Source organism: Thermocrispum agreste DSM 44070, from assembly GCF_000427905.1.
Lineage (GTDB): Bacteria > Actinomycetota > Actinomycetes > Mycobacteriales > Pseudonocardiaceae > Thermocrispum > Thermocrispum agreste.
Genome location: NZ_KE386603.1, coordinates 8,369 through 33,421 on the forward strand (window position 1 = coordinate 8,369; position 25,053 = coordinate 33,421).

Consider the following 25,053-nt stretch of genomic DNA (forward strand, 5'->3'; position numbering starts at 1 on the left):
GTGCAACTCACCGAGCTGCCGGACGACCTGCAGAAGTTCTTGAAGGTCATGGTTGGCATGGAGTGGCCGGAGGGAAACGAGACGCAGCTCCGGCAGATGGCCGGTGCGTACTACACGTACGCCGAGAAGGCACAGGCGATAGCGGAAAAATTGAAAGCGGCCCGCAACGAATTGTCGGGGTCGATGCGCGGGCGAACCGCGGACGAGGCCAAGAAATACCTGGACGAGGTCGTCAAATCGCTGGAAGACGCCGCGACGGCGGCAAACGATCTCGGCGGCGCCTGTCAAACCGCGGCAGCGGACGTTCAAAAGGGCAGGATCATGCTGGTCGCCATGGCCACCATGGTCATGATCATGTACCTGGCGATGCTCAAGTCGATTTTCACAGCTTTTCTGGCGCCGCTGGTGCTGGCGGCGGGCCGTGGTGCTTTGATGGCGCTGCTGAGGGCCTTGGTGGCCAAGCTGGCGTCGCTGATGGCGATGAAGCTGGCCGACGTGGCGCGGCTGATGTTGCAGAAGATCGGAGTTCTCCTCTGGACGGCGGGCAAGTACGCGGCAGGTGGCGCGGCCATCATGGGTGGCCTGGATCTGACGATTCAGCTCGGCCAGATGGCCCACAACAAGATCGCGAACAGTCGGCGCGGGAACGGCCCGCCGGTGACGGCGGGCAGGCAGGACATCGACTGGGGGTCGATCGGGATGATGGCCGGGGCGGCCGCCATCGGCGGTGCCTTCTACGGCGCTGGCCGGGCCTTCACGAAACCTGTCGTGGACACCGCCAGGGGACTCCGCAACCAAGGTGTCTTCTTCGGAAAGGATCTCACGCGGCTGGGTCAGTTCGGGTATGCCAGCTTCCAGAGCGGTTTGGTCATGGCGTCCAACCCGCTCATTTTTGCGGCGACCGGGCACAAGGGGGACTTCTGGGAAGGCGTGTTCTCCGCTTTCGGGCCCTACACCAAGCCGATGATGCCGGGCTTCGACCAGAAGGTCGCCGACTTCTCATTCAGGTTCTTCGACAAGATCGGTATCGACCTGCGCGTGCCCGATCGCTACGAACTGCTCGGGGCCGGGCCCGACGGGCCCCCGAAGGTCGACCCTGGGGGGCCCTCCCACGGCAGTGACGCGGCATCCGGTGGCGGTGGTGGCGGCGGTGACAAGGTCGTCGGCTTGTCCGGATACGGCCGGGATGCCGGCTCGAGCACAGGTTCGAGCAGGGACTCGTTCAGCGACACCGATTCGATCTCCAGCGTCGAATCTTCGTACAGCGACGTCAGTTCCACTGCGCCGCTGCTCGGCGGCACGCGAGGCGGTGACGGTTTCTCGGTCGATTCCGCGACCGTCCGGGACACGGACTCGATCTACAGTGACGTCAGCGACGTCGGCAAAACCCCGTTGGCCGGAGGTGCCTACAACGGGATCGGGAACGGTGCAGGCGCCGGGAACGGCACAGGAGCCGGTGTCGGTGGACGCAACGGCATCGGGGCGACCAACGGCGTCAGCAACGGCGCAGGTGTCAGCAACGGCTCCGCGGCAGGCGGCGGATTCGGCTCGTCGGGCAACGGAAGTGCCGCCGCGAGCAGCACCGATCTGGGCTCGTTCCTCAGCGGAGACGGCCTGGACGGTTCCACCCTGGTCGACGGCGGATTCGGTCGGGACGTGGGTGGCGGTACCGAGTACCGGGTGGGTGACACACCGGCTCGCGCTCCTCTGCAGATCCCGGACGGCGGGGAAACCTCCCAGCCCAGCGCCGTCGGCGACGCATCGACCAGCCGGTCCTTCGGCTCCTTCGGCACGATGTTCACCCCGGGCGAAGCCCCGGCCACCCAGTCCGCCGGTCCGGCCGTGGCCCAGACCCCGGGTGGTGCGATCGGAACCCAGACTCCGGCCGGGACCACCGCCTCCGGCCCGGCCACGACGCAACCCTCCGGACCTGCGACCACGCATTTCGCCGGCCCGGCCACCACGCCGTCCTCCGGCCCGGCTTCTTCGCACAGCGCTGGGCAGACCGGCGGGCCGGTGTCCACCACCAGCCAAGGAACGACCAGCCAAGCCGGCGGCCAGAGCGCGCAATCCACCGCGCCCGGCCGGTCCGATGCGGCCGGGCCTCAGACGACCTCCAGCGGTCCGCAGCAGCAGTCTTCGGCGGGTGGCTCGCAACAAGGTGCCCCGGCCACCGGTCGAACTGGCACCGCACACGCGACGGCCGGGCAGGCCGGCCCGTCGACACCTTCTCCGCAGAGCGGTTCGTCTTCGACCCCACCGCAAGGCGGTCCGCCGACCGGCCGGCCGGCAACGACGTCGAGCGAGCCTTTGCGGCCTGGACCGGACGATGGTCCGACGCCGCCACCGCTGGACGAGCCGTCACCCGACCTGGGCGACCGCTGGCGGCCGTTGGCACCCGAGCGGGCAGGAGACGGCCCGTCGTTGCTCGACGGCCCGCCGCCGGATCTGGGCGAGCGGTGGCAGCCGTTGGTTCCGGAGCGCGACGGCGCCGGTGCTTCGCTGCTCGACGAACCCTCACCGGACCTGCGTGACCGCTGGCAGTCGCTCGCCCCCGCGCGGTCCGATGCCGAACCACCGCTGGTGATCCCGGCCGACGTCAGCACGCCTTCGGCGAACACGGCCAGCTCGTCGACCTCGACGTCGTCGGCCTCGTCGTCGACCCCGAACTCGCAAACCCCGGGCGCAGCGCGAGGCGACGCCACGTCCTCCCCCGCACAGTCGACTGTGCGCGGGGACGCATCCTCGTCGACCGGTACGCAGTCTTCGAGCACGCCGCGCACTGACGCTTCCGGGACGACGCAATCGGCCGGACGTGGTGAGGGAACGACACCACGCACGGAATCGGCCGGGCATCGTCCGGAGTCGTCCGCCCCGCGCACGGATCCGTCCGGCCCGCGCACGCAGTCCACCGGCCCGCGCACGCACGCGCCGGACTCGACGAACGATGGCGCTTCCCCATCACGTACCGACCGGCCCCTCCCACGAGTGGAGTCGCCAGAAGCGTCGGGGTCGTCGCACGGGAAGCGATCCGCATCCGACGCGTTGTCCGACGGCTCCATTGCGCAAGCTGAGGAAACCGCTCGCCGAGGCGATGACGGCGACATCACCGCTGTGCCCGTCGTGATGGAGGAGCCGAGGTTCAAGCGGCCGCGGCTGGCGGGTCCGGACCAGCCCGATGGTGAGAAGCCCGAGGTGCCGCCGCGCGCCCCCGCGGACCGCACCGGTGCGGACGGTGCGGTGCCGGCCGAGGTACCGATCATCGAGGGGGGCATCCGCCGGGATCCGAGCAACCCCGGTTTGTGGGATGTGGCGCGGAACGCCGCACGGCCGGTGCGATACGACGGCAGCATCGACTACCACGGCGACCGCGGCTTGGAACGGACGCTGATTCGTTTCGATGCGCGGCACTTCGAGGTGCCCGGCGGGTGGGTGCTGGAGATCAGCGTCCCGGTGGCGTTGCTGCCCGCGGATTCCGGGCCGCTGCACCCGTCCCGCGAACAACTACGGGAAGTCGCCGAGGTCATCCAACAGCAGCTGGACGAACGGTTCAACTTCCGGTGGAAGTACACCGGCGACGTGGCCCGGTTCCAGGGGAGCCAGCTTCATTTCCGGATCGACGCCGCGTTCCCGGACGAGCCACCGCGGGACTGGCGAAACAACATGCGGGATCCGGTGCCCATCCAGGTGTGGGACCGGAGCAACTGGCGCATCTTCTCCGATGCCGTGCCGCCGGTGGACCAGCGAACCTGGGACAGGTCCGACCCGAGGGCGCTGGTGCACGAATTCTTCCACTTCGTCGGGTTCCGGGACGTCGGGGTGTGGCCGCACCCGGAGGTCGCCCGCGGCAGCGTGATGGAGTCGGTGCACCGTGATTTCCAGCCTCGGCACATCGACCATTTGTCGCGGGAACTGCTCGACCGCACCACGGTCCTGGACGGGCTCGAGTCACGTCCATTGGCCGGGCTGCCTGTTCCCCTCGACGTGCTCAGTCCGGCTCAGCGCGATGAGTTGCGGCGGCAACACCCCGGCGCCGGGGTGACCTTGGCCGAGCGGCCGGAGAATCCGGCGTGGAACTTCTTGGACGCCGTCCGGCAGGCGGCTGAGGGCAGGCAGGGGCCCCGTCTTGCCATCAGCTCGACGGTCCGCTCCATGCTCGACAAGTTCGCCGAGAACGGCACGCCATCCCGTTTCGACATAGGTGAGTTCGTCGAGCAGCTCTCGGCCACGGTGAGAATTCTGGAGCCGGACGGGACCTGGCAGGAGCACACGAACACGAACGGTCGCTTCGGGCCTTTCGACCTCGCCAAGGCGACCGTGGACGGCACCGACCAGTTCGTCGCCGTCCGGCGCAATTCGCTCAGCGACGACTCGGCCGGGCCTCAGGGCGTCGATGGCCGAGACCTGGCATCGCCCGGCTCCAGGTCGGCTGAGCCGGAGTTCGGGCGGGGCGAGGAACGTGAGGAGCCGACACCCGCCGGCTCGTCGCAGCGCGGTGAGGATTCGACGTCCCTGCCGCGTGACGGTGCGCAGACAGGTGGTCGCCAAGGCACGGGCCGAGAGGATGCGGCCGATCGAAGCGGCCGTGAGACGCTCGGCCGGGAGGACTCGACGACAGAGACGGGCGGCCGGCCGCGGACTGGTTCCGACGATCTGCAGCCGACCGGGCAGCCGCCGCAGGAGCCGGCGCACCAGGGGGAGAACTCGGGCCGGAGTGAGTTTCGGAAAGGGCCGGCCCGTGTTTCGCGGTTCGTGGAAATCTTCGCTGACAACGAAGTCCAGCGGTTGGTGAAGGGTGGTTCGACAGCTGGGCAGCGTGGGGGATCGCAGCCGGGTGGGGAGCGGCTGCAGGATCCGGCGCACCAGGGTGGGGGTTCGTCGCCGGTAGATGTGCAGCCCGTGGCGTTGCAGCGGGGAGACGGTCCGTCATCGGAGGGTGACCCGTCCCGGTCTTCGCAGTCGTCCGGTGAGAGTTCCGGGCGTGGAGGGTCGGGGGAAAGGCCGCCCCGTGTTTTGCGGCTTGTCGAGTCGTTCGGCAAAAAGGGAGAAGCTCCGTCGTGGATGTTGCAGGGCGAGGCCCTTGGGCATCCTGCTGGTTCACCGCAGAACGTCGGCAGGCAGGGACCGAACAAGTTGCGGAAACGGCCGACGGTGGACATGGAGGCCGGGAGGTCGGTGGCCAAGACGACGGAAGCCGGATCTTCTGGTGGAGTGCTGCAGCGGGGTGAGGCCGCTGCGGAGGGTGGTGGGCGATCGCGAACCCAGGCCGGTGAGCAGGCGCCGGTCACCCGGACCCCGAACAAGTCGCGGGAACCACGACCGGATGTCAGGTCGCGTGATGTGGAGGGATCGCGGCGACGGGAACCCTCGGAGGGGCCGGCTCCGGGGCGCTCGCGTATTGCCGAATTCTTCGACACCGTGCTCCGGCGGGAGCCACCCAGCGAGCGGTCTGCCCGAGCCGCGGAGCCTGCGGCTGCCCGGACGCCGAACAAGTTGCGGAAACCACCACCGGAGGGGTTGTCCCAGAGACGGTCGGTTCCGGCCAGGTCGACCGGTGCCGACGTGTCCGGTGGCGTGCCGCATCGAGATGCATCGTCGGCCGCAAGTTCCGAGCAAACGCGCTCGCCGGATGGTAGCTCCCGGCTGGCTGGCACCGAGGATTCCGGTGGAACACGCACCGACAGCACGCAAGCCTCCGGCACCGGACGCAGTGGAGAGACACCGCCGCAGGGACGTGATGGTTCGCAGGCGACCGCGACGCCGGGTCACGAAGGAACGCAGCGGCGGGGTGGTGGTGATGGTGAGCGGTTGTCTGATGCGGGGGGTCGGGATTCCGGTGGTGAGTCGGTCGCGCAGCGGCGGGGTGGTGGTGAAGGCGAGCGGTCGACTGGCACGGGGCGGCAGGACACCGGCGGTCAATCCGCGCAGAACGGGCAGCGCCGCGAGGGTTCTGCACAGGACGGTGACAGGGCTACTGAGGCTGTCCCGCCGCAGGACAGCGGCAGGGGTCGTGAGGGATCGGCGCCTGGTGATGCCCGTGGGGTGCCGCGTGATTCGGATTCGGAATCGTCAGGTTTTTCGCGGGACGTTCAGGACTCTACGCCGGAGGATGCCAGCGGGGTGCCGCGTGACCTGAGTTCGGTTTCTGGGGGTGGTGGTGTGGGTTCTGGTGTGCGTGGTTTTGTGGTTGATTTTTTGGGGGAGAATCGTTCGGGTGCGGGGGTGGTTGTTCGGCGGGTGTTGGGGTCGGTGGATTTGTTGGGTGGGGTTGGGCGGTTTGTTCCGGAGTTGGTGGGGAATCGGGATTTGGAGGTGGTGCAGGGTCAGGTGATGGTGAATCCGTTGGAGTTTGTGGGGCGGGATCGGCAGCCTGTGGTGCCGTTGCGGTTGGATGATGGTCGGCATTTTGTGTTGAAGGTGTGGACGGAGGTTGATTGGGAGGGTGCGCGGTTTGTGGGGGGTGAGGGGTCGGGTGCTGGGCGGAAGGTGGAGGCGTCGGGTTATGTGAAGAAGTTTTCGAATGACAAGAATGGTCTTGATCGTCGTTCGCATCGGTTTACTTTTTGGGGTTTGTGGTTGTCGCAGCCGCCGACGGTGACGAGGATTATGGCTCGTTTTCCGGTGAGGCCGACGTGGTTGGTGCAGAAGGTGGGGCAGCGGAAGTCGGCGAGTACGACGTCGGCGGAGATGGGGGAGATGCGGACGGTGCGGGCGCCGGTGCGGGTGGCGTTTGCGTTGTATGACGAGGCGGGGCGGTTGATTACGGAGCCGCCGCCGAGACGGCATCCGGTAGCTCGGTGGTGGGAGCAGTCGTGGTTGCACCGGTGGGGGCGGTCGAAGTTTGGTGCGGGGTGGCCGGATCGGCGGTCGGGTGCGACGTGGGTGCTGGGTAGTGAGGTCGAGTTCGATGTTCCGCCGCGGTTGCCGGGCCGGGTGGCGGAGCTTGATGGGCGGGCGTTGGGGGCGGCTGAGCAGCCGCAGTCGGGTGCGGGTGCTGGTGGGGTGCGGTTGTCGGAGGCGCGGCCGGCACCGGCGGTGGTGTATTCAGTGCCGGATGAGGGGCGGGGGAGTTTCGCTGATCAGGTGTTGCGGTGGTTGTGGCATGGGTTGCGGGATGTGCGGTCGTTTTCCTTCCGGGAGGTGCAGCGGTTCTTCAGTGATGCGGAGTTGCAGAAGCGGTGGCCGGAGATGGCGGTCAGTGAGGAGGAGGCGAGGGCCAATCCGGAGGCGGGGTGGGTGGCCACGGGTGATTTGACCAAGGGTGACGGGCCGGCGTTGCGGAACAAGGGGGACAAGCTGTATGTGCGGGCGGTGATCACCCGGCGGGAGGTGTTCGAGGCGGTTCCGGGCAGTTTCGGGATCGATCAGTTCACCAAGTTCACCGCCCAGGAGATGCGGGGCAGTGACCGGGAATTCCAGCTCGAGGGCATGTCCATCTGGGGGCCGGACGTGGTGCCGGGGGTGTATCTGGGTGCCGGTCCTGTCTTCGACATCAGCTACCGGGAAGGCCACGGCAGCAGCTACAAACTGCGTGAGCTGACCCACCGCACCCTCAACACCGACACCGACATCCACCCCGTACGCGCCCACGCCTACATCGAAGTCAAAAAGCTCGGCCACCCCGCCCGCCGGCTCGACGGCGAACTCATCGCCCTCGAAGGCCACTGGGCCCGCGACCTGGCCACCAACCTCAACCCCACCACCACCACCCACACCACCACCACCACCAGCAGCCAAGCCACCACCACCCACACCACAGACCAAGCCACCACCACCGATCAGGCCACCACCACGGACCCGGCCACCACAAACCAAGCCACCACCGGCCGCACCACCGACCAAGCCCCCACCACGGATCCGGCCACCAGCACCAGCCAGGCCGGCACCTCCCGGAACACCACCACCACGCCGGATCCGGCCAGCAGCACCAGCCGCACCATCGACCAAGCCACCAGCACTGATCAGGCTGGCACCCGCGCCACTGACCAAGCCACCACCGGCCGCGCCACAGATCCGCCCGCCACCACTACCGGTCGCGCCACGGACCCGGCCGCCACGGACCCGGCCACTACCGGCCGCACCACAGACCAAGCCACGGGCCGCACGACGGATCGGGCGACCAGCGCCGGCCGCGATCCGGCGTCTCGGTCGGCGCAAGACCAGGCTGGCACTTCCCGGAACACCAGCGACCCCACCATCACCGACCGCGCTGGCACGTCTCGTACCACCACCGACCAGGCCGCTACCCAGACTCGTGACCTAGCCACTCGGCCGGCGCGCGACGAGGATGGTTCGTCGCGCAGCACCAGCGACCCTGCTACTACCCGTACGGCATCCGACCCGGCCACCCGGCAGGGGCGGGATCCGGCTGGTTCGTCGCGGGGTGCCGGCGATGGCACTACTGCCCCGGATTCGGTGGGGTCGTCTCGGCAGTCTGCTGATGTCGCTGCTTCTTCTAGGGAGGATTCGGCGGTTTCGAGGGATGCGGCGATGTCGAGGACGGAGGAGTCGTCGTCGCGGTCGGAGGATTGGGAGACCGCGCGGGAGGACTGGGAGAGCTCGACGCGTTCGGAGTGGGAGACGGCGAGAGAGGATCGGGACGGATCGGCGTCGGAGGACGGGACCCGGAGTATTTCTGATTCAACGGATTCGGTGGGCCGGTCGAGTGATGCCACCGATGGTGTTGTTCGTTTTGCGCCGTCGTGGGTGGTGGAGGGTCGGGGTGTGGGTCGGGATGTGGTGGTTGATGTGTTGGAGGTGCGGGATCAGGTTTTTCGGGATTTGTTTGGGGCGTTGCGGGATGTTCCGGGGTTGCGTTGGTGGCATTTGACGACGCGGCGTAAGTTGTTGGTGGAGTGGGAGGGTGTGCGGGTGGGGGTGTTGTGGCGGGGGCCTGGGTTGAATGCGCGGGTGCGGGAGCAGTTGGAGGCGCGGGAGGGGTTGCGGGTTGATTTGTCTGATGAGCATTTGGTGCAGTTTTTGGATGGGTTGTTGTCGGGGCGTGGGATTGAGGTTCGGGTGCGTCCGCCGGATGCGGCGTTGCATGAGTTCGTGTTGTCGGTGAGGTTGCGGGGGAAGTTGAGTGTGGAGCCGTCGCGGGCGGGGGTGGAGGAGTTTTCTGTTGTTTATTCGGATAGGGTGAAGGAGACTGTAATGGCGGGTCGGGAGGGGGCGGTGCGGGGTGGTTCTGGGGCGACGGTGATGTTTGCGCGGCCGGTGGGGCCGTTTACTGCGCATTTTGGTAATGCGGGGGTGAGTGGGGGTGGTGTTCGGCGGTCGGGGCATAAGGTTTTGGTGGAGGCGCGGGAGCAGTTTGATCATCGGCGTGGTGATTTGTTGTCGTCGGGGGCGGTGGGGAAGCGGCGGATGGTGCCGTTTGTGGCGCGGTTGGAGATTACTCCGGAGGTGCGGTCGTATCATCGGCATTCGCAGATTCGTCGTCGGATGTTGCCGGGGTTGCCGGGTCGGCAGGCGCCGCGGACGTTTGCGGTGATGCCGGGTGGGGTGGAGGGGTTTGGGCGGTTTGCTGAGGATCGGTGGGTGGAGCCGGATCGGTGGTCGGGGTGGACTCGTGAGTATCCGTTGCGGATATGGGTTCCGGAGAAGTTGACGAGTACGGTGCCGCCGCCGTCGCGGGGGGTGGATCAGGTTTTTTATCAGAGGGATGAGCTGCCGCGGCGGCCGAATGAGTTGGTGCGGCGGGCGTCGCCGGAGTTGGATGGTGTTCAGGTGGTGTTTGTAGGGGGTGTTTCTGATGCGGTGCGGGGGGCGTTGGATGAGTTGGTTGAGCAGGTGACGGGTGGGGATCCGGTGTTCCGGCGGGGGCCGGACGGGGGGCCGTTGGTGCCGCGGGGTGGTCGTCGGGCGGAGTTGGATCAGTTGTTGCCGGATTATGTGGAGCGTAATCCGCATGTGGCGGATCCGGTTCGGGGGAGTGAGGTGTGGCGGCGGCGGGTGTCGATTATGGATGTGGATACGGCGGTGGTGATTACGCCGGTGAATCCGCGTCCGTTTGTCACGGCTGATGGTGTGGTGCCGCATGAGTTTGTGGAGTTGCGGTTTGTGAAGGAGGGGTCGCTGGGTGGGGAGGGGGTGCGTGGTTGGTCGAGGTGGGCGGGTGTGGATGTGTCGCAGGCGATTTGGCAGACGCCGGTGGCTGAGCAGCATCAGGCGTTTGTGCATCAGTGGCGGTGGATGTATTCGGTTGATGGCCCGATTTGGCGGAGGACGTGGTCGCGGGATCGTTATGTGGCCATGTTCGGGACGATCGGCACGGTGGTGAAGATGGCCGAGCCGGATCCGGTGATGTTGGTGCGGGCTGATGCGTTGGCGGATGTGGCGGCGGAGGCCAAGGACGAGGCGAATCGGTTGCAGTGGCGTGATCCGCGGGTGCGGAGTGCGTCGTTGCAGGTGCGGTATCCGGATTCGGTGGTGATGTGGGTGACGCCGCGGCAGGCGGCGGCGATTCCGGTGGAGCCGCATCCGGGGTCGGGGCGGGCTGTTGATGGTCAGGTGGAGCAGGTGGCCGAGTGGGCCCGGCAGTTGATGCAGGTGCATCAGCGTCGGCAGGTGGGGGTGTCTGAGCAGTGGGCGGGCCGGTTCCGGCCGATCGATGTCACCGGGCAGCAGGAGGGGACGGTGCCGCTGGGGTTGGGGGTGGTGACCAATGTGGACGCTCGCGGCCCGGTCGAGGCGTTGCAGCAGCAGTTCCAGCAGTGGCGGCAGGACGTGGCCGAGCAGATCGACAGGCTGGTCAACGAGCGGTCGTGGCGGATCAGGACGGTGGAGGGCAAGGCCGGTGAGGTGATGCCCGAGGGGCTGGGTCACTGGCTGCGGGAGGGTGCGCAGGAGTCGGCGAGCAGGCGTGCGCAGGACGCGGCCGGGCAGCTGCTGCCGGCGTCCCGGCATGATGCGCCGCTGGGTAACTTCGACACCTTCAACATGGTGTTGCAGGACGTGCGTGACTGGGTGACCGCGTTCCTGCAGGGCAAGCTGATCACCCCGCTGCGGTGGGAGGCCGGCCGGCTCAGCGGGCAGACCCACTATCTGGTGGTCAAACCACGCCTGATCGACACTCCCGAATTCGTCGGCATCGAACACGTCGACGAACTCACCGTGAAAAACAACGTGGAAACCGACGTCTACATCACCACCGGCAAAGAGGACGCGGTCCTGCACACCAGCCACGGTGCCCGGATCGGTCACGAACCCAAACACCCCGACGGCGCCACAGGCCCCGATGGCGGCAGCCAGCCCGCCTCAGGCCTGGTCGCCTCCGGTGGCGGGATGGACATCTCCCTGGCCAACACCAAAACCCAGATCCTGCGCGGCGACAAAAAGAACTTCACCCAAACCATGACCACCCACGGCCCGGTCGCCAAATACCGGGCCCGCATCGCCTTCGACATCACCCTCGAACGCGGCCACGGCGTCGACCAGCACGGAAACCTCACCACCACCAGCACCATCCACCTCACCCCCCCACCACCCCAAGACGTCACCTTCTACCGACTCCCCGACGACCTCCCCCTCACACCCACCGACAACCGCACCCGCCTCGGCCAAGCCGACCCCGCCCAACCCCTCCTCACCCGCCACGGCCCCACCATCACCCACCACCCAGCCACCACCCACGACACCACCCACCAGCAACACACCACCACCACCAGCACTGGTCAGCAGAACACCACCACCAGCACTGGTCAGCAGAACACCACCACCACCACCAGCAGCAGCAGTACCGGTGCTGGTCAGGGGTTGGGGGATGGTGGTGGGGGGAGGTTGCGGAAGTCGGTTCTGGCTGTGGTGGCGATGGAGGACGAGTTGGCGGCGTGGCGGATGGCGCCGGGGTTCGTGCCGGTTTTGCCGCCGCGGGCGATGTCGTCTTCGGTGCGGCGTCCGGCGGGGCCGAGTTATTTCTTGGATGAGATCGGGGTCAATGATTACCACGGCAATGTCGAGGACATTCGTAATGCGGTGGTGCAGGGGATCAAGCAGCTGCTGGGTGAGTCGGCGGATTTGTCGAAGATCCTTCCGTATCTGGAGGCGGAGATCAATCCGGCGTCGATTCGGGGTGGGTTCGGGTTGGCGTTGGCCGGTCAGTTCAAGGTCAATTTGCCGGAGAATATTCAGGTTCAGTTGCATGCCCGGTTGCACGACGATCCGCAGCTGGTGTCCGCGTCTGCCCGGGTCAAGCTGGACACCGAGTACGACCGGCGGGTCTTCGACGACTACATGCGCACCGTCGAACCTCACGTGCGGTCCAGGGCGATCAACCACTTGTTCGTTCGCGCGGGCACTGAACATCCTCCGGTGGGTGACGATCCCCGCACGTTCTTCAAAGCGAACATGCCCTATGCGAAAACCGACGACGTCCGCGCCACGCACGCGTCTTTGGAGTCCCGCGTCCCGCGTGACCGGCCCAGGCCCCGCATCACCTACCACAACCTCCCCACCCCCGAGCCCGCCCCCACCACCGACGGGCAGCCCGTGCCCGGCACCGGCAACGGTCACACCTCCAACGGCCAGCCCACCCCCGCGGCGGGGCCGGTTCCGCACGACATCACCCCTGTCTCCCGCCACCACCTCGACTGGCGCATCGTCGTCCACCACCAACACACCGTCCGCCCCGAAAGCACCGCCCACACCACCTTCACCGTCCACGACGCCATCGACATCCGGCACACCCCCGACCCCTATCGGCCCCTGCCCGCCGGCCTCGTCGACGCTGCCCGCGCCGAAGCCGAAGCCGCCAAAGCCTTCACCAAAGCCCAAAAAGAACTCGCCGCTTTCGAACTTCTCCACCACCAACAACTCCGGCCCCACGACCCGAAAGGCAAAACCCCCGAAACCCTCCACCACACCCACCAACAACTCATCCACAACCGCGACACCGCCTACCACAACTGGCTCGACTCCTGGCACACCTACACCCACCAACTCGACCAAGCCAGAAACACCCACCACACCACCCCACCCACCACCACCCACACCACCAGAACCAGCCAACACGACACCCACACCACCGACACGACTCGGCGGACCGAGCAGACACCGGTCCAGCACACACAAGACACCCACACCAGTAGGACCGGACAGCACGACGAGACCACCGCACCCCACGACGCTCGGACCAGTGGGACGGGGCGGCAGGACGAGACTGTCGCGCCTCAGGACACTCGGACCAGCAGGGCCCGGGCCCCGCACGACACCCACACCAGTGGGACCGGACAGCACGACAGGACCACCGCACCCCACGACGCTCGGACCAGTGGGACGGGGCGGCAGGACGAGACTGTCGCGCCTCAGGACACTCGGACCAGCAGGGCCCGGGCCCCGCACGACACCCACACCAGTGGGACCGCACGGCACGGTGAACAGCCCGGCCAGCCTGCGCGCACTGCCCTGCCCACCACTGACTCCAGGACCGTCGCACGGACATCCGGGCAACCGGCCACCCGCCAGGAAGCTGCCCCCTTCGAGCCGAGCGCCGATCCGGCCGCGGTCGGCCTCGGCATTCATGTCCCCTCGCCCGACTCCTCCTCGGTGCCTCGAGCTGGTGAATCGCCGGCCGGTCGAGGCGCCGGACCTGACCGTCAACCGACCATTCCAGAGGCCCCGCCCTTCGAATCGAGGCCCGAGCTTTCCCCCGAAGGCCGTGACGAACGGATCGGGAGCTGGATTCCTCGGATCCTCGAGTCGGCGAGCGGCCGATTCCGCGACCTCGTCATCACCGCAGACATGCTCGGTGGCCGCATGCCGGCGGAACAGATGTTCCAGCACCGCTACGGCCAGCAGCTCGGCGGACTGGCGCGCATTCCTGTCGACAGCGTGACCGATCGGCGAGTTCAGGCGCTGGCAGCCACCACCAGTTTGCTGATGAACTGGTGGCCCCATCAGGGCGTCGACATCAGCTACCTACGCAGCTACTTCGAGCCAGGAGTCGGCGAATTCGAGAAGATGATCGCCGCGACTCCGGACGAGATCTGGGGCCATCTTCGGAACGTTCTGGTATGGGATCCCGTCCTCGGCATGATGAATCGCCCGATGGCGATCATCGAAGTCGTCCGGGACGGTCGGGAAAGCTATCTGATCGCGCATCCGGACCCCGGCCCCGCACTCAATTATCCGGTCGGCGTCAGAAATGTCGCCCTCACGTTCCCGATCAACGTCATCGACGTGGCCAACGGGACGATCGGCCGCGTGCCTCGCGGACAGGCCGTTCGCTTCATGGTCGCGACGCCCGGGCCGCGCTTCGTGCACTACTGGAGCCCTGTGGGGCTGATCGACACGGCTGCACGTACCGGGCCGACGCCGTCTCTCGAGCAGTTCGGCGTGGTGCAGCTGAGAGGGGGACCGGCTGGTCACGCCGGGCATGCCGCTGCCCCTCAAGGCGAAGGGGCACAGGCCGGGCCGGCCGAGGCCGGGGCGTCGCGGTCCGAACCCGCAGGTGGCCAGGACTCGCGGCTTGTCATCCGGGATTCTTTCGCATCGGACGACCATGCGCGGTCGCGCTTCGAGGCGCGCTACGGCAGCTTGTTCGAATTGGTTGCCGGCCCTTCGAGCCGCACCTCCGCCAGCCGCCTGGACATCGCGCGACAGGTTGTCGACCTGGTTCTGTCGCGCGGGCCGTCGGAGAACGTGGCCAGCCTGAGCTGGAACCGGAACGGGCGCGAGAATCTGCTGGCGAAATTCCGCGACGCGCCGCGCATCAAGCCGGACACCATGAGGGACGTTCTGCAGCTGAACGTCAAATACGGGAAGCGGGCTGCAGGAATCGTGGAGGTCCGCTACCGCCGGGGTGCGGACTATTTCGTCGCGGAATTGGACGACTCCGGGCGGATGCATGTCATCGATCCGGTGGGACAACGTTATGCCCAGTTGCACCCCGCCAATGAATATCGCATGGTGCCCTTCGTCTGGCCCGACCCGGGCCGGAAGATCCTGACGCGTGCGGCCTTCGAGTCGGACGACGAAGCGCGATCGCACGCCCAGTTCCGCTACGGCCAATTGCTGGACGTTCGGCCGGGCCTGGTGCCGGAAAGTGCGTGGGGCCGCAGGGTGTGGGCTCGCATGGCTGCCGAATCGCTGTTGCAGGAAAGGCCGATTGCGAACGAGATCGACGATGTGCGCCAACTGCAGCATCGATACGGCGACGCACGGTTCAGCGGTCGCGCAAGGAACCTGGAAGAAATATGGGATCGCCTGCGGAGCAGACCCGGGGACGCGGTAGCCGTCATCCAGCTCGGTCCCGACCGGAACGGTGAGATGCGGGTCGCCCACTGGCAACCGGGCGCCGGGCAGCTGACCGTGATCGACCCGGTGAACGGGCGGATCGGCGATCTGACCCACGAGGTGGGGTATCCGTTCACGGTGCTGCGGCCCGCAGCAGCGGCGACCGAGACCCGGTTCGTCACCCAGGATCGGTTCTCCAGCGAGGAGGACGCCCGGTCGTACTTCCAGAACCGATACGGAGATCTGTTGCGGCCGCTGGCGGACCTTTCGGTGGAGAGCCTGCAGGATCGCCGGGCGCGGGCCATCGCTGCTGCCTACTCGGTGCTGCTGAACAGGGCGTTCCCGAGCGAGCGTGGCGTCGAATACCTGCGGCACTTCGCCAGGCGCGCGGACGCGGACTTCGAACAGATGCGTGTGGGCACGTGGCGGGATGTGGAGAGCTACCTGCGTGCCAGGCCGCGCGGTGGAGCGGTGATTGTCGAGCGCGGCACCGAGCACATCATCGCGCACAGGGGCAACGGTTCACGTCAGTTCGCCGTCTTCGACGTGCACCGGCAAGAGCTCGCTCGACTGCATCCCGATCAGACGGTTCGCTTCACCGAGGTGGAACTGGTCGGTCCGGGCCGGAGTTCGACGCAGCCGGCTCGTCCGACGTCGGCCGAGCCGCCGGACAACGGGGGTTCGGGGCCGAGCGGGGAACGATCCTCGACCCAGCAGAGCGAGCGGGCCTCCGTTCCTGGTGCGGAGGCTGCCCGAGAGACCACGCAGGCCTCGGACGGGGCCGCGGCAGGTACTACGAACGACCGGGGCGGCGCGGCGTCCGGCACGCGATCGATTGAGGGCGTTTCGGTCGTCACCGGGGATTCGCTGCGACCGGGGGAAAGCGCGGAGCTCTTCGATTCCCACTATGCGTGGGCCTTCGATGAGAGGGCGAACGCGGGTGTGGCCGGCTTGCCCTCCGAGCGTCAGCGCGTGCTCGGTGTGGTGGACTCGCTGCTGCTGAACGAACCGTTCTTGTCCAGGAAGCAAGTCAGCCATCTTTTGCAGCAGGCAGAGGTGGATGCGCGGTTCGAGCGCATGCGGGAGGGAACCTGGAAGCAGGTGTGGGACCAGCTGCGCGACGCTCCGCGCCCGCGGGCAGTGATCGTTCCGCATGACGGCAATCACCTGATTTTGCACCGGAACGGTCCTGATTCCCCGGTGCACGTCATCGACGTGGCGAATCGAACGTTCGGCAATCTGCCCACCGGGCAGAACGTTCGGTTCCTGACACACGAGCGGACCGAGTCCGGCGGGATCGACGGATGGCTCACCACGGTCGACACCTGGCACGAGGATGCGGATCTGGCGTTCGCGGAGCATTACGGCAACGTCCTCGGCGAAACCCCGGCGGCAAGGCTGTCCGACGAGCGGGCACGGATTCTCGGGCTGGCGGATTCCGTGCTGCGTCGCGAGCCGTATCGCGCTGAGGAAGACCTCGCCTATCTGGCGCGAGTGAGCGAGAACCGTTTCGCGAACATGCTCTCCGGCACGTGGAGCGAGGTGCTGGGGCAATTGCGTGGCGGCTCGCAACCACGGCTGGCGATCGTTCGCGACGGTCAGCGCTACTTCTTCCTCGACCGTACCGAGGCCGGACAGGTCAGCGTGATCGATCCGATCCGAGGAGGCTACGACCGGCTGCCTGCGGACGCGGCCGACAGGACCGTCGAGTACATGGTTCGCGACCTGGCGCAGGTCGAACATGACCGGGCGGCGCGGCCTGCCGAGTCCCACCAGGCCCTACCGCAGACCGAACCGGTGCCCCCGGCCGAGACCACGCCGCCCGCTGAGCCCGCTTCGCGGACCGAAGCGCGCTCGGACGCTGAGGTCGCTGCCACGAACGAGAGCGACGCCCGCCACCCGGCGTCCGATGACCAGCTGGTGCCCGAGTTCGAGCAAGCGGCCGATGTGTTCGTGACGCGGGACTGGTTCGATTCGGCCGAAGAAGCGCGCGATCATTTCCAGCTCCACTACGGCAACATGTTCCGCCCGTTCGCGGACGTCGACGTGACGAACGTGGCGGACCGGCGGGCGAAAGCGCTGGCGATGGCGGACGCATTGACCCAGCGAAGGCCGATGTGGGAATGGGTCGACACCGATCACGTCCGGCAATGGGCTGGGAATGTGGACGCGAAGTTCGCCAATCTCAGCTCGGGGACCCTGGAGGACATCCTGGGGTACCTGTACGAAAACTCGGACGACGTCACGGGCGTGATCATCGAGGACGGTCAGAACTACGTCATCGCACACTTCAACGGCGAGGACCGGTTGATCAACGTCATCGACGTCGTGACCGGGGAGCTCGGCACCGTGCCGAGAGACCGCGTCGTGAAGTTCATGCCGATGTCCCACGACGGGCGCACCACCCACCGGACCGAACTCTTCGACCCGGTGTCCGACGTCGAGGGATTCGAGGACGTTCGTCAGCAGGGCGAGGCAGTCGGACCCGAGACGGAAGAAGCATCGGCACGGCAGCCTCTCGACAGTTCTGCGCGCCGGTCCGATGCCACATCGGCGGCGTCGGGGCGGGCCGGCACTGTCGGCAGCAGCCGCGGTTCGGAGGCGGCGACGGAAGCGCCGACAACCACGCCGCTGAACTCGTGGAGTTCTCCGGAAGGCTCGGAATCGGCGTTCGAAGCGGCGGCGGTGTGGTCACGTTCAGCGGGCGGTGACGGGCACGAGGGCTCCGGTCAGGTCGCTGGTCCACAGGTCGGGCCGGAGGAATCGTCAAGCGCGGGCGCCGCCGGGAGTTCGCGCGAACCCGCGTCCGGTCACGGGGCTCAGGACCCCGCGCCTCGCCGGCCGGCACTGCGGCAGGGCCCGGCGGCCGGTCCCAAGAAGGCCGTGAGATTCGACCTCCCGGAACCCGCCGCCGCGGGCGAAGATCCGCGCGTGAGCGGAAGTCCGAGCCGGTCCTTCTCGACCGACTCGGCGCAGGCGGGTACGACGGGCGGTCGTCGCGGATTGCGGTCGGCATTCACCGGCACACCCGCCATCACCGAGGAACCCGTCACCGCTTCGCCCGCGCAGGAACGCTTGTCCCCGGCGTCGGCGAGCCAGGGCACCGACACCCGTACCGGACCGTCCGGCGAGCCCACGCCAGAGCCGGAGGACACCGCGGCCGGTCTCGGCATCGCATGGGAGTCCGACGGTTCGTCTGCTGCTCCCTCGGGTGCGGAAGCTCAGGATGGCGCGAGGCCCGGCACTCGTCCGGCCGACCCGGCGGGGCAGGACGCTCCCACGGCCGAGACCGAGGGCGAGCGCCGGGGCGAGCCGTCGGATGAATCGCCCGACTCGGACGACGACCAGTCCGGGCTGGCGAATTCGCCGTTCGTCACGCGGGACCGGCTGGGGACGCAGCAGGCGGCGTCGTACTTCCAGGACCGCTACCGCCGGGTGTTGGAGCAGCTGGAGGACGTCGTGGCTGGGAGCCGGGACGGCCGTACTCAGGTTGCCGCGCTGGCGGAGCTGCTGACTCAGAGATCGGGGGTCGGCAGCCGGGTCGATCTGTCCGGGGTGCGGAGCCGGGTGGCGAATGCCGACGCGTGGTTCGCGCGCATGCGGCCGGGCCAGTTGACCTCGGTATTGGAGGACATCCGAAACGAGTGGAACGACGAGCTGGCCGTCATCCGTTATGGCGAGGGCGCGGAGGAAACCCATCTCGTCCTGCACCGGCTCGGCAACGGAATGATCGACGTCATCGATGTGGCCGGCAGGACGTTGGGCAACCTGCCTGACCGCACGGATGTGTGGGTCATGACGGGCGAACAGCTCGCCGAGCACGGCGACGGCGCCACCTCCACGGAGCCGGGTACCGGGCGTGCACCCGGCGAGGCTCCAACGGGCGGTAGCGGCATCACCGCCCGAGACGGCGCCGACGCGACAGTTGCGAGATCGGCGCCGGAAGTGCCCGCGTCGGCCGGCGGCACGACGCGCCCTGGGCCGGTCACGCACACCGACACGACCACACCACTGACGGGTCAGGAATCCGCTGGATCCGGCTCAGGCGAGCCGGTGCGGTCCACCGGTGATCAGGGGCCGGTCGAGCTGGTGGCGTGGGACTCGCTGTCACCGGAAGAGCGGAAGCCGGTGTTCGACACCCGTTACAAGCAGATGTTCGATACCGAGACGAACGCGGCGGCGAAGCACTTGCCGTTGGGTCGTGCACGGATCTTGGGTCTGGTGGACTCGTTCCTGCTGAACCGGCCATTCCCGTCCGAGCAGTCGGTCGCGCATCTGTTGCGAGCGGTGGAACACGACGCCCGGTTCGAGCGCATGCGGACAGGTTCGTGGGGCGAGGTGTGGGATTTCCTGCGGGGCGGTCACGGGCCACGTGTCGTGGTGGTTCCCGATCGGAACGACTTCCTGCTCTTGCATCGTAAGGATGCTGGTGACCCGGTCCATGTGATCGATCCGACCGGCCGCCGGTTCGGCCGGCTGCCCGAAGGCGAGCCCGTCCACTTCCTGCCCCAGCAACTGACGGAGTCGGGCGCCGTGGAGGGCCTGATAAGGACCCAGGACTCGTTCCTGGACGCCGCATTCGCGAAGGAAGAATTCACGAGCCGCTACGAGTGGGTGTTCGACGAAACCCCCATCACTCGGATTTCGGATGTGCAGCAGCGCGCCCTCGGGGTCGCGGATTCCTTGGTGCAACGCAAGTCGTTCTCGGGGATGGCTGACGTCGGCTATCTCAAGGACGCTGCCGAGCACCGGTTCCAGGGCATGAGCCATGGGCCGTGGAGTGACGTCTGGAACTTCCTGCGGGGCACCGACCGGGGCGCGGTGATCGTCGAGAACGGTCAACAATACGTGGTCTTGCACAAGGACCGTTCCGGACACATCAACGTGATCGACCCCTCGGGAACCGGCGCATTCGGCCGCTTGCCAGTCGATCCGAGCGTGCGTTACCTGACCCGTGACCGGGCACAGTTCGACCACGATCGAACCAGCTACCGCACCACGTCCGGCGACGAACCCGGTGGTCTCCCGACCGGCCGCGACTCTGCGCACGGGGGTGGCGGCACCTCGGCAGGGTCCGGTGCCGGGAGCCGGGGAGAGTCGCCTGCCGGCACGTCGAGTCGTGCTGCGCAGCCCGCGACATCTCCGCAGCGCGGGTTCCGTAGCGAATTTGGCGGCGATTCGGCAACCAGTCGGGAGTCACGAACTGCGGCGATCGTCCAGGAGATCGCCGAACACCGGAACAAGTGGCATCGCCTGTATCTGTGGCCGCGCGACGTGCGCTATGCGGAGCGGTATTACCGCGACAACCCCGGTGAGATGTACGACCGCGAGAAGTCGCGTGGTTTCCAAGCGCGGTTGGAGCGCGCTTACGAGGAGGTCTTGCTCACCGGCGGGGTGACCAAGCTCTCGGTCGACTGGTACAAGCATGCGCACCGTCTGGTCACCGGTGAGTCCGGCGAACAATTGATGTGGAACGAGATTGGTGGAGAATTCCCGGTTTTCGGCACGAAGATTGCGCCGGACGTCTTCGATGAAGTCATTGCCGGTCGGCCATTGGTGTTGCCCGCCGAGGTGTGGGAAAAAAGCGGCGCGTCCAACGTGGTTCCGTTGGTTGTCGCAAGGGAGCAGCAGCCCGGAGAAATCTGGTACGAGGTGAACTACGGCGAACGTGAGGTCGTAACCATTCTCGAGGACTTGTTCGCCGAGTTCAACCGCGGGATCGACGACGCGCGATCGGACTCCGAGCGGTTGCGGGCGATCGCCCAGGTGGTGCGAGCCACGCACATCGTTCATCCCTTCCAGGACACCAACGGCCGGCTCAACTTGCACCTGATGCTGCCGGCGTTGCTCGTCGGGCACGGTTTCCGACCGATGCCGGCGAAGGACCTGGTTGAACTGTTCGACGGTAGCCGGCCGCTCGGTGAGACGGTGCAGGCGCTGGAGAAGGCGCAACACACGGATTTCTGGCATGGCCGGCGAATGCGGGCGAGCAAGAGAGAATACGACTCCGACAGCGACGCCGAAGCGTACCGGGGCGAAGACGCTTCCCACGCCGACCAAGGACGGGACGGCCGGTCGGGGAAGCTGACCCATCCGGAAGTATCCGATGCGAAAGCAGAAGCTGTGCGTATCCTCGAGGGCATCGGATACGCAGCCCCGGTCGCCACCTGGTGGCAGTTCCAGCAATTCCGCGATCTTGTGGCTTATCAGTACCTGTCGAAGGGACGTGACGAAGCAGTCGAGTTGGCCGCCCAGCTGGCCCGCCGGCCCGACATTGCGCCCGATCCTATTGCGGTGCTTCCGTGGGACTTCCTGGTGAAGGCCGCCGTCGACGAGCTCGAGGCGATCAGCGAAATGACCCGGCGGATCGTGGAGGGGCCAGCTTCAGAAGCAATTGCCGCGGCGATCGATGAGCGCGGTGCTCCGCGTATTCCTGAGGACGACCCGAGGCGTGCAGGCCTCACGAAAGTAATAGCGTCCGCGCTCAGGTTCGGTGCGGTCGAGTTCACGTTCGAGGACTTCGTTTCGGGCAGGCGTGCGGCCAGGAACATCACCACGATGATCATGTCGGATACGGATGTGTCGGCGGCCGTGCTGCTGAGGGAACTCGCGTCTGCGCCTGAGCACGAGTGGCCGCACCGTCAAGCGGACCTCTCGCGCTGGACGAAGTACGCCGCGGCCGAGGGTTCGAGTGCCGGGGGCGAGCGCGGGGCATCAGGTGTCGGTGGTGGGCCCGGCGCGTCCTTGCCGGGTGGAGCTGGAGGGCCCACGCACGCTGAGCCCGCAGCCGTGTTGTCGGCGGAGGACACCGGTGGGCCGGCACCCGCAGAGGTGGTCTCGTCCGACTCGTCCGCCCTGGATGTTCGACGAGGCGAACAGTTCCACGCGGCCGACCCCGTCCCCGGCTCGGGAGTCGAAGACGCGCATGCCTCGCCGGCAGGCGGCTCACCGCGGATCGAGGTGGTGTCGTGGGATTCGGTGCCGGAGGGTGACCGGGCGGAGCTGTTCAACGAGCGATACGGGTGGGCGTTCGATGAAGAGTCGAATGTCGCCGCAAGGCTGTACCCGGACGTCGCCAGGGCCTTCGGTCTCGTGGACTCCTTGTTGCTGGAGCGGCCCCTCTCACCGGAGGGGCTGTCGCATCTGGTCCGCAAGGCGGAGATCCACGCGCGGCGGGAACGCATGCGGGAGGGCACTTGGGACCAGGTGTGGGAGTTCTTGCGGGGTGGTTCGGGACCGCGCGCCGTGGTGGCCGCCCAGGGCAAGAACTATCTGATCTTGCATCGCAAGGATGCCGGTGGCCCGGTTCACGTGATCGATCCGAAGGGTCCTGGGTTCGGTCGGCTGCCTGCTGGGGAGAACGTGCGGTTCAGCACGCATCAGGTGACCGCGTCGGGTGCGGTGGACGGCTGGCTGACGACGAGGGACTTGTTCGTGAGCGACAGCCACGCGGAGTTGGCTTTCGATCTGCGTTACGGGTGGGCGTTCGACGGGAATGCCGCCGCACAGCTGGAAGGTGCCGCGCGGGCGTTGGGGATCGCGGACTCGCTGGCCCGGCGCACGGCCTTCCGGGAGAGGAGCGAGGTCGAGCGCTACGAGGCGTTGGCCGCTGACCGTTTCGCGGCGATGACCAATGGGCCGTGGGCCGACGTCTGGCCGCACTTGACCGACACCCGGAGTGCGGTGATCGTCCGGAACGGCGAAGGTTACGTGATCCTCCATCGAGAGCGTTCCGGGCGCATCGACGTGATCGACCCGGAGGCCGGTGGTTTCGGCCGGCTGCCCCTCAGTTCGCGGGTCGAATTCCTGGCTCGCACGCCGACGCAGGTGGAGCAGGACCGCGCCGGACATGGGGGCGTCTCCGGCCGAGCGTCCGATGGGCAGACCGCTGACGTCAGCGTCCGTCCGGATCTCGGTGAGTCCGCGGCAGCCGGTGACGAGGCGCCCGGCCGGGACGGTGCGGATGCGCCGTCGTCCCAGGGCTTGGGCGGTGGGGTCGGTGTCGGTTTGCAGGGAGGGGTCGCCGGGTTGCAGTACGGGGAGCCGGCGGGTGTGCTGTCGGCGGAGCGGGCAGGTGGGCTGGGTGCGGGTGAGGTGGTGGTGTGGGAGCGGTTTGCCTCGCGGGAGGCGGCGCAGCGGTTCTTCAGTGATGTGTACGGCGAGCTGCTGGCTGGGTTGCGGTCGCGGGTCGGCGAGTCGCTGCAGGACTGCCTGGAGAGGGTGGTGCAGGCGGCGTTCGCGCTGTGGGAGGGCAGGCCGTATCTGGCCAGTGGTGAGGGTGTGGCCCAGGCGGTGGGGGACGTCAATCAGCTGCTCGGCGAGACGATGCGATGGGTGGAGGGTGACGACCCGGCTCGGGTGATTGTCGACGAGCTGCAGCGCCAGCCGGGTGAGCAGGCGATGGGGGTCGCCTACTACGCGCCTGCCGATCCCGGCCAGGTCGGGCATTTCGTGCTGGCGCACCGCGACCCGCAGGGGCGGGTGGTGATCGTGGACGTGGCCAACCAGCAGATCGGCACCCTCGACACCGCGGCCAACACCACCGCGAACTGGTTGTCCGGCCGCATCGGATATGCCCCCATCGACCCCGACTTCTTCGGTGGTCCGCATGCCGCCACCCCACCCACGCACCCTTCACCACCCACCGGCCAACCGGGGCATCCCGTCGACGCCCCCAACCTCCGCGGCGGAGCAGACACCTCGGGCACGCAGCCCGCCGACGTCGTCGACGCACAGACCGGTGACGTCACCTCAGCGGCCGAGAACACTTCGGCCGGTGAGGTGCCGTCGGCGGATCGGTCTGAGGCGGACGGGTCGGGTTCTGGTGGGGAGCGGTCGGGCGACCCGTCGCCGGAGGAGCAGGGCGACGGGGCCTCGGCAGTCGACCACGGCAACCAGGAGCCAGCCGGCGCGCACGACACCGAGCAGGCTGCGCCCGCGCAGCATCCGGCAGACGGTCCGGCCGTGGGGCAGACCTCGCCTCAGCTGCCGTGGCGCCGGTTGCCCGTGTGGATGGACGACGTGTCCGAGATCCTGGACGCGCGCATCCGATGGGGGGATCTGGAAAGCTCGCGGATCTTCAACCGGGTGATGTCGGACTGGCGGCTGGTCAGGTTCCCCGAACCCCAGGTGTTCGCGCCGGTCCGTGACATCGAGGAGGTCTACGGCGTGCTGCGGCAGCAGCCGGACAAAGTCGGCGGAGCGATCGTGCTGACGGCCAAGCCGGCTGGCCAACTGCGGGCGTTGATGGTGTTCCAGAACGCGTTCGGGGAGATCACGACACATCCTGAAGGCGTCAGGCCCGATTTCGGGGGGCCCGGCGACCTCTACGCGTACGTGGTACGCGATTGGGATGACGTTGTCGGCTCACGTGACGCGAATGCGTACCAGGTGCCGGACGTGTGGAGCGAGGAGTATCACTCCATCGGTGTGGTGGACGTGCTCGACTACGGCACGAATCAGGACGTGGACAACCGTGGTCCGTTGCGCAGCCAGTTGACCCGGATCGTCGGCGAATCCGCAGTGCGCGCCCTGGAAGGACAGCGGGTGCCGTTGCTTTCGGTGGCTCCGTCGGACGTGGTCTCGAGCCTGCACCAGCTGAACGAACGGGATTTCAAGGTCGCTGTGGTCGCCGGGTTGCGCACCGACGTGTGGGACCGGTCGTTCGTCGACACCTGGACCATCCGGCCTGGCGACGATCTGCCGACGGCGACCGAGCTCGGTGGCGAAGCCGAGTGGTTCTACGTGTTCGCGCTGGATTCCTCGGGTGAATCCATCCCGATGGAGCACTACACGGCGCAGATCGACCACGGTGAAACG

The 25,053-nt window shown here is 67.5% G+C and carries 1 protein-coding gene (running past one end of the window); it reads left to right on the forward strand.

Going from position 1 to position 25,053, the window contains the following annotated elements:
* A protein-coding gene (locus YWY_RS24110) for a WXG100-like domain-containing protein (RefSeq protein WP_156899194.1) crosses the window boundary here: on the forward strand, window positions 1–25,053 show its 5' portion. 2,751 nt of this gene lie beyond the right edge of the window; only the first 25,053 of its 27,804 coding nucleotides appear in the window; it begins with the start codon at window positions 1–3; its stop codon lies off the right edge, out of view.